This is a genomic window from Verrucomicrobiota bacterium, assembly GCA_021413925.1.
Taxonomy (GTDB): Bacteria; Verrucomicrobiota; Verrucomicrobiia; order Chthoniobacterales; family UBA6821; genus UBA6821.
Window position 1 is genome coordinate 1 of record JAIOPL010000021.1, and the last position, 8,721, is coordinate 8,721.

11 protein-coding genes are annotated in these 8,721 nt (G+C 54.5%); 9 read left to right on the plus strand and 2 right to left on the minus strand.

The genetic code is table 11. The annotated features are described in order from the left end of the window. The first annotated feature begins 629 nt into the window (after positions 1–629). From K8R57_08965 to K8R57_08985, 5 genes are all read left to right on the plus strand, one after another. Positions 630–887, plus strand: coding sequence for a hypothetical protein (locus K8R57_08965; GenBank protein MCE9588430.1), 258 nt, complete (start codon positions 630–632; stop codon positions 885–887). A gap of 157 nt (positions 888–1,044) precedes the next feature. Then, complete coding sequence (locus K8R57_08970; GenBank protein MCE9588431.1) at positions 1,045–1,302, plus strand: type II toxin-antitoxin system RelB/DinJ family antitoxin; 258 nt, start codon at positions 1,045–1,047, stop codon at positions 1,300–1,302. Beyond that, positions 1,299–1,571 (plus strand): type II toxin-antitoxin system YafQ family toxin, encoded by a 273-nt coding sequence (locus K8R57_08975; GenBank protein ID MCE9588432.1) that lies wholly within the window; start codon positions 1,299–1,301, stop codon positions 1,569–1,571. Before K8R57_08970 ends, K8R57_08975 begins: the two co-directional genes overlap by 4 nt. 87 nt (positions 1,572–1,658) lie before the next feature. Next, positions 1,659–1,898 (plus strand): DUF4160 domain-containing protein, encoded by a 240-nt coding sequence (locus K8R57_08980; protein ID MCE9588433.1) that lies wholly within the window; start codon positions 1,659–1,661, stop codon positions 1,896–1,898. After that, entirely contained in the window at positions 1,879–2,151 is a 273-nt protein-coding gene (locus tag K8R57_08985) for a DUF2442 domain-containing protein (protein MCE9588434.1), read from the plus strand. The genes K8R57_08980 and K8R57_08985 overlap by 20 nt, the downstream gene beginning before the upstream one ends. Positions 2,152–2,592: 441 nt before the next feature. Here the strand turns inward: K8R57_08985 and mnmE are convergent, their stop codons facing one another. Further along, positions 2,593–3,951: a tRNA uridine-5-carboxymethylaminomethyl(34) synthesis GTPase MnmE gene (mnmE, locus tag K8R57_08990; GenBank protein ID MCE9588435.1), complete on the minus strand. Its 1,359-nt coding sequence runs from the start codon at positions 3,949–3,951 to the stop codon at positions 2,593–2,595. A gap of 2 nt (positions 3,952–3,953) precedes the next feature. Next, positions 3,954–5,042, minus strand: a complete 1,089-nt coding sequence (gene hisC / locus K8R57_08995; GenBank protein ID MCE9588436.1) for a histidinol-phosphate transaminase — start codon at positions 5,040–5,042, stop codon at positions 3,954–3,956. Positions 5,043–5,303: 261 nt separating this feature from the next. Between hisC and K8R57_09000 the strand changes: the two genes are divergently transcribed. From K8R57_09000 to K8R57_09015, 4 genes are all read left to right on the plus strand, one after another. After that, the gene (locus K8R57_09000; protein MCE9588437.1) at positions 5,304–6,854 is read left to right on the plus strand and encodes a Fic family protein; all 1,551 of its coding nucleotides are present in this window, start codon (positions 5,304–5,306) and stop codon (positions 6,852–6,854) included. A 26-nt stretch (positions 6,855–6,880) separates the two neighbouring features. Next, entirely contained in the window at positions 6,881–7,096 is a 216-nt protein-coding gene (locus tag K8R57_09005) for a metallophosphoesterase family protein (protein MCE9588438.1), read from the plus strand. Between the two features lie 68 nt (positions 7,097–7,164). Then, on the plus strand, positions 7,165–7,641 hold the full coding sequence (locus K8R57_09010) for a hypothetical protein (GenBank protein MCE9588439.1): 477 nt from the start codon (positions 7,165–7,167) through the stop codon (positions 7,639–7,641). 34 nt (positions 7,642–7,675) lie between these two features. After that, positions 7,676–8,509, plus strand: a complete 834-nt coding sequence (locus K8R57_09015) for an SDR family NAD(P)-dependent oxidoreductase (GenBank protein ID MCE9588440.1) — start codon at positions 7,676–7,678, stop codon at positions 8,507–8,509. Positions 8,510–8,721 lie beyond the last annotated feature (212 nt).

Here is an 8,721-nt window from a genome sequence, read left to right on the forward strand (position 1 = left end):
ACAGAACCTTCCAGCTTTTGAGCATTCATCCTTTTGAGAAAGTTCCTATCCATGAGCTACTTACAGAAACCGACTTCAAATCTTACATGCCTCACAAAAATAACCAATTGATGCTGTGGGACTTATAACCGGACGCTTGTGCTCAAATATCAGCATCTGGTAATACTATTCTCACATACGAAAAAGGAACTAAGGAGTTGAAAGGGAAGTATCTTTTCGATGTACATATTTGTAAGGATTTACCATCAAAGCATGGATATAGTTTTAATTGTGCTGGTGGAACTATTGATGGGATTCCAAAGATTCTTTCCAATATTCTTGATAATGTATCCCCAAACAACCCATCACCCACTCCCCAATGAACCTCTTCAAAACTCTTGCGATGGTCGGATTGGTGGGGTTGATGGGAAATAGGAGCTGGGATATAGGAGATAGAGATCCAACCCGGGTATGATTGCCCACCCCAGCCATCCACCAGAGTCTAAACGGCTAGAGCCTTTTGCCCCATCCCCTCCGACCTAACAGTCTAATAGTCTAACAGTCCAAACCCCTATATTCCGCCACTCCCCAATGAACTTCTTCAAAACTCTTGCGATGGTTGGGTTGGTAAAATACTGAACACAATAATTATGAAATCGAAACAACTGGCAGACGTACTAATCAAGATCCTTGGACTTTCTATGTTTGTCCATTTGGTTGCAAATTCGACACTTTTAATAGGTAGCATTGCCTCACTAATAAGAGTAACTCGTTTGATTAATCAAACCGATTTATCATCTCCTATAGGCTATGGAACAAGTGCTTTATTACAAACCTTCCTAGCTTTTCTTTTGATTACAAAAAGCAAGAGTATCGCTGGATTCCTTTTCAAAAACGAAGAGGAGTAATCCTCTCCATTCCCCAATGAACTTATTCAAAACTCTTGCGATGGTCGGGCAGAGACGAATCATGTCATCCGTTATCGCAATGGAATGACATATCATCCTAAAATAAGTTAGGAAAAAGAAACTTGATGACGTGTGGCATTTGCAACATATTTCAGAGATGAAAACCGCCGCGGTCCACAGCAGAATTCAGCCAGAAATCAAAGAACAGGCAGAAAGTATTCTCCATCGCCTGGGGTTAAGCCCGACAGAGGCGATCCGTATTTTTTACACGCAGATCACCTTAAAACAAGGGCTTCCGTTCGAAGTCACTATTCCAAACGCCACCACCCGGAAGGCTCTTGAGGATTCCAAAAAGGGAATCAATCTCACATCGTTCGATAGCGTAGAGAAGCTTTTTGCAAGCTGGGATAAGTGAAAACCATTTTTGAGACCAGTCAGTTCAGGAAAGACCTCAAAAAACTAAAAAAGAGAGGCAAAGATATTCAAAAGCTGAAAGAAGTCGTCCGGCAGATTGCGATCGGAGAGATGCTTGATGCAAGACATCGCGACCATGCATTGATTGGCTCACGTGGAGGGTCGAGAGATTGTCATGTTGAGCCAGACTGGTTGCTCATCTACCGGAAGGATCAAGATTCGCTCTATCTTGAAAGGAGCGGCACCCACAGTGACCTGTTCAAAAAGTAATTTCCCAACAAGGCGGTCCGGTGCCGGTGATCTTGGCGTTCGGCAAAAAATATTCCCCTGCAACTTTGCGTGTGGCATGATGAATCTATGCCGACAGTTCTGCGTATCGGATCGTTCCGTTTTCACTTCTACACCGACGAGGGAAGCGAGCCTCCGCACATCCACGTCCGGACGCCTGACGGAGACTGCAAATTCTGGCTGGAGCCTTCCATTTTTCTTGCAAGCAACCGGGGCGTAAGATCGCATGACCTAAGACAGATCGAACGCCTCGTTTTCGAAAATCAACAAGAACTGAAAAAAGCATATTATGAACGCCATCCTCGCTGAACCACCGATTTCTTTGGAGCCGGCAGCTGTGCGTGCTTGGACCGAGGGAAGAACAATATATATTGAACTGCATGACGGGCGCTTTGTCGGGTTTCCCGCCGACCGTTTCAGCCGCCTAGCTGCGGCCACGGAGCAACAATTGAAGCAAGTTGAAGTCGAAGTGAATGGTTTTGCGCTGCGCTGGGAAGAATTGGATGAGGATATCACAGTGCCAGGAATTCTTGCCGGTCGCTTCGAGCTTCCTCCTAAATAAAATGCCAACAAGCTCGTCCAGTTAATCGCTAGCCCGTGTGGAGTTTCGATGAACGCCGATTTGACGTTTCACCGTTCAGGCACAGGGGATGCTGGCAGCAGAGCATCCCGAGCGCCTTCACTCCTATTCTCAGCGATCAACCCTTTCCGCCAGCCAGCGATACCTGACGAGGGACGTAGGTGCCAGCAACTACTTTATGCGACCCTTTCAGATCACAGCTATTCTAATTCCTATTCTGGTCGTTTAGGCCAGCTGCTATATTCACGAAATCCGACATTCGGGTAGAGCCTTTTGCCCCTTTGCATCTGACCTAGCAGCCTAATTGATGTCATCCGCCTCCCGGCGGACGGTGCCACCCCTTCGGGGCTGACTTTGTCAGTCTTCCGTGCTCGTTCCCGCGAGCTTGGTTGCCTAAACCGCTAACAGTCTCTCCGCCTCCCCCTACTTCCCGATACAGAAACTGCTGAAGATTTTTCCCAGAATCTCCTCTGTCCCAGCCTCCCCGACCACTTCTCCTACGGCTCCCAAGGCAGTGCGTAGTTCCACAGCCACGAGTTCCGGAGGATCCCCTGCTCCCAGCAGGTCCATGGCAGCTACCAAAGAGGAACTAGCGCGCATGAGGCAGTCCTGATGGCGGGCATTGATGGCGGCGCCATCCTGAACAGTCTCCCCATGCACGCCTTTCTCTCCTTTCGAATGTCCCGTGACTTTTGAAATGATTGTTTGAATCAGGCTATCGATTCCCTCGCCGGTACGGCAGGAGATGACAATTCCTCCGGGGAAGGTGGCGCGATCGGCCAGCAAATCCCTCTTGTTGTAGACCAGGATCTCATCATCGAAAAGTGGCGCGGGGATTGTTGCCGCGTCGGAGAGAAGGGAGGCATCGACGAGATGAATGCGGAGATCGGCCTGTTCCGCGGCCTGCCTTGCGCGGCGCACACCCTCTTGTTCCACCGCATCGGCCGTTTCTCGGAGTCCGGCCGTGTCGATAACGCGGAAGGGATAGCCGCCGAGGCTTGCCTTCTCCTCGATCGTGTCGCGTGTGGTGCCCGGCGCCTCGTTCACGATAGCGCGCTCAGCTCCAAGCAGACGGTTGAGCAGGCTCGATTTGCCGGCATTTGGCGCACCGCAGAGAGCCAAGGTGATGCCTTCACGAAGCAGGCGTCCCTCGTCGGCTGTGGCAAGCAGGATGGCAAGACGCTCAGCGATTCTTTGCATCCGCCGCCGCAACGCCACGCCACTCTCCGGATCGATTCCCTCTTCGGGAAAGTCGATGAAGGCTTCCAGATGGGCCACGCATTCCAGGAGTTCCCCTCGTAGTGCTTGGATCTCCTGGCCGAGCCGGCCTTCCAGCTGTGCCGCTGCTGCTCGTGCAGCCCTCGGCGTTCCGGCGCTGATGAGATCCATCACCGCCTCCGCCTGAGTCAGATCGAGCTTTCCGTTGAGAAAAGCCCGTTCGGTGAACTCTCCAGGCCGGGCCATCCGAGCGCCAGCTTCAAGCACTGCGGCCAAAACGCGCGAGGCGACAAGCGATCCGCCGTGTCCGCTGATCTCGACAAGATCCTCGCCCGTGTAGCTGCGGGGGTTCCTGAAAACGGTGAGTAGGACCTCGTCGATGACCTCTCCCTTTGCATCGATGATCCTGCCGAAGGAGACGTTCCTTTCCTGGATAGCAGAGGGTCTCCCGGATCCGCGAAAAACTGCGTCAGCGATGGTCAGGGCAAGTGGTCCGCTCATCCGGATCACGGCAAGCGCCCCCTCGCCGGGAGGTGTGGCCAGCGCGGCGATGGTCTCTTGCACGGTTACTTTTTGAGAACCTCTCTTAGCTCCTCAACGCAACGGCGGTTCTGATCCAGCGTGCCGACGGAGATGCGGATCCACTCGGGAAGGCCGTAGCTCGCCATCGCCCGAAGGATGATTCCCTTGCGAAGCATCGCCTGGAACACGGCATTGCCATCGCCGACGTTCACGAGAACGAAGTTGGCAACGCTGGGAACGTATTCGAGGCCCATGGCAGCGAACTCTGTTTCCAGATACTCGCGGCCCTCATGCGTGAGTTCGCGGGTCTTCCTCATGTGCTCCTCATCGAGGAGTCCCGCAAGAGCGCCTGCCTGGGCGATGCCGTTGGCATTGAAGGGCTGGCGGGTGCGCTGGAGGACGGCGGCCAGCTCGGGCGTGGTGATGCCGTAGCCGATGCGGAGATTGGCCAGTCCCATGATCTTGGAGAAGGTGCGCATCACGACGACATTCCGGCCCTGACGGACATAGGGCAGGACATCGGGGGCCTTGTCGAGGAACTCGTGGTAGGCCTCGTCGAAGACGACCAGAACATGATCGGGAACCCTCGCCATGAAGCGGTCGATCGCCTCCTGCTCTACCATGGTGCCGGTGGGATTGTTCGGATTGGCGATGAAGACGGTGCGGGTCTTCGGAGTGATGGCCGCCAGCATGGCGTCGAGATCGGCCGTGTATCCGGGATCGGGAACCTCGACCGTCTCGGCTCCGAAGAGCTGGGCCATCAGCTTGTAGACCGCGAAGGAATGACGGGCCACCACCACCTCGTCGCCGGGGCGGAAGAAAGCATGGCCGATAAACTCGATGATCTCGTTGGAGCCGTTGCCGAGAACGATATTCTCGCGGGCCATGCCGAGGCGCTCTGCAACAGCTCCGCGCAATTCGTAACCGCCGCCGTCTGGGTAGAAATGGGAGCGCTCCAGCGTTTTGCGCATCGCCTCCAGCGCCTTGGGCGACGGACCGAGGGGGTTCTCGTTGGAAGCAAGTTTGATGATCTCCTCTTCACGCAGACCAAGATCGCGGGCCAGCTCCTCGACGGGCTTGCCTGGCTCGTAGACGGTCAGTTTCAGGATATGCTCATGGGCGGTTTTCCACATACCCGCCACCTTAAAGAGGTGGCCGACGGTAGGAAAGTGGGAAGGTGGGAAAGTGCAAAAGTGAAAAAAGCAGGCAGACAACGAGTCTGTTCCCAAAACTACCTGGCGCTCCTTCTCCAACTCCTATGGATGCTATGGATAGGGGGCATTTATCCCTTAAATAAGAATACACAACTATCTCTATAGCAGCGTTATGCTCGCAAAGAATAAGAAAATGTATTGCGCATTCAATAAAAATGTCCACAGTGCATCCAAGAGTAAATGAAGACGCACTCAAGACTGGCGAAGGCTTTGGATACCGCTCTGAAGGTAGCCCGTGAAGAAGTCGTGCGTGGACGTGATCTGCCGACCGGGGTTCGAACCTTTCTGATCCAGCAGGGATGCCTTCTGGAGATCATGAAGGGATGGTACTTTCTGGTGCCTCCCCATGCGCCTAGAGGGGAGACCGCTCTCTGGCATGGGAACTTCTGGGCTTTTCTGAGTCTCTATCTGGAAGATCGGGTGGGAGGTGACTATTGCCTGAGTCCTGAAATCTCGCTCGATCTCCAAAGTGGGGAGACCGCAACCCCTGTGCAGGCGACGGCTATTCTGGTGCGTGGAGGGAACAATCAAATAACTCTGAGATTTGCAGAAACCGACATTTCTTGCTCTTTGTTGACCTATATAGGGAAGCTCCCTGCGCAGCGCTCAATCTATCGGGGATTGAAGCTGATGCCCATCGGCTACGCGTTGGCTAGGGTAACTCCCACCTACTTCCGTACGAATCGGCCTCAGGCCGAGGTGCTCCTCCGTACGACTTCGGCGGCAGAATTGGCTTCCGGGATCATCGAAGCGGACAATGAGGCGGGATCGATCAGGATCTTGGGAGGACTCGAGACGCTAGGTTTCCAGGAAAAGGCGGATCAGGTAAGAGGGCTCATCGCCCTGACGGGCTGGAAGAAGGCGATCAATCCCTTCCCAGACAGTCAGCCGATGCTCTCTAGCAATCTGCTCCCTAAGAGTCCCTACGCAGACCGCATCCGGCTGCTCTGGGAGCAACTGCGTCCCATGGTGCTGGAACATTTTCCTTCTTCAGTTGGGAGGGGGGATGCCAAGACCTACTTGGAGAAGGCGCATCATCTCTACCAGTACGACGCCTATCACTCGCTCTCCATCGAGGGATTCCAAGTCACTCCGGAATTGGTGGCCCGAATTGCGGCGGGAGGAGATGTGGCCGATCCCGCACTGAAGGACGAAAACAACCGGCTTGCGGCCAAGGGCTATAGCCTTGCCCATGAGGCCGTGCTTCAAAGTATCGGCAAAATCTTCCAAGGAGATGCACCGGGAAAGATCATCGAGACGGATCTGCCCTATTGGTACTCGGAATTACACATGCCCTTTGTCCAAGTTGGCCGGCTGACGGCGGCTGATCTGGCGGGATACCGGGAGAAACCAGTCTATATCCGGGGATCCATCCATGTGCCCCCCGCGCCAGGGCGAGCCGTGATCGACGGCATGGAGGCGTTCCATGCGGCTCTTCTTGAGGAGTCGGAGGCCTCGGTGCGAGCGATCCTCGGGCATTTCTTATTCGTCTACATCCATCCCTTTGCCGATGGGAATGGCCGCATCGGGAGATTCCTCATGAATGCCATGCTCGCCTCTGGTGGCTACCCGTGGACGATCCTGCGCGTGACGCGCCGGCAGGTCTACATGGATGCCCTGGAAGAAGCCTCGGTTCGTCGCAACATCATCCCCTTCACGAAATTCGTGGCCGAGGAAATGGCCGTCGACTGGTCTCCAGAGTTGGCTGAAACAGAGCGGTTAGGCCGGTAAGTTGGATCGATTTGATGTGCCATGGTGTGACCTGCCGACTCATCCATATCCCGCCGAAACCGACGAAACTGGGAAGCTGCGACCTTCTCCTCCATGGCCACACCCATGTCCCCCGTGAAGAAATGATAGCCGGGGTGCGGGTACTCAATCCCGGAACCATCGGCAAAGCAAACAATGGGGGCTCCGCCGAGCTATGCCTGGCTGGAATTAGTAGAAGGCAAGGATCCCGAGTGGCACATTAAGCTGCTTTGAGCATTCGGTATTGAGAATAAAATGGGCTTTCCCAGAGGCGTGGTTTAAGAGTCGCACCATGAGGAAAGTGTTGGCCGTCATTCGATGGATTATGGCCGCTTTTTTGGCTTCCTTCGCGATTAGAAATATAACGGTTGCCACACCGCCGCTATTGCTTGTCGCTTCTTTGCTTATATGCCCCGAGATAGCGATGTCATTTGCAGAATTCTGTGGCAGATGTTGGGCCGGCCTTTTCTATCCGGAAGACCGCTTCAACAAGCCGCCGCTCTCTTACACTCTTGCTGACTTTTACTGCAAAAATCACCGCCATGAAGAGACGGTCCGGGAACACCTCGGGATCATTCGCCACTATCCCGACCAAAGGAAATCCTACCTAGAAGTCATTGCCCATTGTCGCGCGATCGGAGCAACCAAGATGGCCAACCAATACGAACGGCGCTTTCGGAAGCGGTTTAAGATAGCAAGAAGCCGTAATCTTTCCGGCAAGTGTTCGGTGTCTGCCGCAGATTCTGGATGCGACCTTTTTCCGGATTGAAGTGTAAGCGAGAGGCCCCCACGATGTGCCGACGATGAAAAACCTACTCATTACCGGAGCCTCGACGGGATTTGGGCGTGCCCTCGCCACGGAAGCCCTCAACCGAGGCCATCAGGTCGCTCTGGCTGTTCGTAACCCGGAGAGCGTGGCTGATCTGGTCGCTCAGTATCCCGGGAAGGCCATTGCGATCCGATTCGACCTGACTAAGCCAGTCGACGCTGAACGTGCCGTGGCTGAGACTGTCGAGCAGTTCGGGACGCTTGATGTCCTGATTAACAACGCCGGGTACGGCCTGCTGGCCGCCCTTGAGGAATCGACCGACGAGCAGCTTACCCGCAACCTTGAGACGAATTTCACCGGCCCCTTCCGGCTGATCCGGGCGGCACTCCCCGTGATGCGGGCACAGAAAAGTGGTCACGTGATCACGATGTCTGCCATCGCTGCTTACGCGAACCATCCCGGCTTCGCCGTCTATGGCGGGGCCAAGGCGGCGCTCGATGCCGCCTGCGATGCCGCATCCCAGGAGGTCGCCCCGCTAGGTATCAAGTTTACTCAGGTGATACCGGGCCCCTTCCGCACGGATTTCATCGGACGCTCACTCGACCATGGCCCGCGAATTCCCGACTATGAAGGGACGGTTGGCAAATTTGGCGGCTTCCTCTCCAAGATGGATGGTAAACAACCGGGAGATCCGGCCAAGGCAGCCTCGGCCATCCTAAATCTGCTGGATGCGGAAAAGCCTCCCTTCCGTCTGCTGATCGGCGGCTATGCCCACATGATATTTGGCAAAAAACTCGCTTCGATGGAGGCTGAGATGAACGCCTGGAAGGAGAAGGGGCAGCCAACGGACTTTTCCCCGGGCACTTGAGAAATGGAAAAAAGTGGTGCGCGGTGGCAGGTTTGAACTGCCGACCCCTACAGTGTCAGGATAGTGTATTGAACCCAAAATTTGCGATAGCCAGAAGATAACAGTGTAGTGAGCATCACCGATATGGTGAGCCCGCAATATGAGATTGAGTACAGTGACGAGAAGGTGACGGCATGGGGAGGGATGAGGTTGATGAAGGAGGTCCTTGAGCG

What these genes read in the sequence shown, in the direction of transcription:
- K8R57_08980 (MCE9588433.1), top strand. Translation starts at nt 1,659, where the DNA reads ATGCCGACAGTTCTGCGTATCGGATCGTTCCGTTTTCACTTCTACACC.
- K8R57_08965 (MCE9588430.1), top strand. Translation starts at nt 630, where the DNA reads ATGAAATCGAAACAACTGGCAGACGTACTAATCAAGATCCTTGGACTT.
- hisC (MCE9588436.1), bottom strand. Translation starts at nt 5,042, where the DNA reads ATGTGGAAAACCGCCCATGAGCATATCCTGAAACTGACCGTCTACGAG.
- K8R57_09010 (MCE9588439.1), top strand. Translation starts at nt 7,165, where the DNA reads ATGAGGAAAGTGTTGGCCGTCATTCGATGGATTATGGCCGCTTTTTTG.
- K8R57_08985 (MCE9588434.1), top strand. Translation starts at nt 1,879, where the DNA reads ATGAACGCCATCCTCGCTGAACCACCGATTTCTTTGGAGCCGGCAGCT.
- K8R57_08970 (MCE9588431.1), top strand. Translation starts at nt 1,045, where the DNA reads ATGAAAACCGCCGCGGTCCACAGCAGAATTCAGCCAGAAATCAAAGAA.
- K8R57_09000 (MCE9588437.1), top strand. Translation starts at nt 5,304, where the DNA reads ATGAAGACGCACTCAAGACTGGCGAAGGCTTTGGATACCGCTCTGAAG.
- K8R57_09015 (MCE9588440.1), top strand. Translation starts at nt 7,676, where the DNA reads ATGAAAAACCTACTCATTACCGGAGCCTCGACGGGATTTGGGCGTGCC.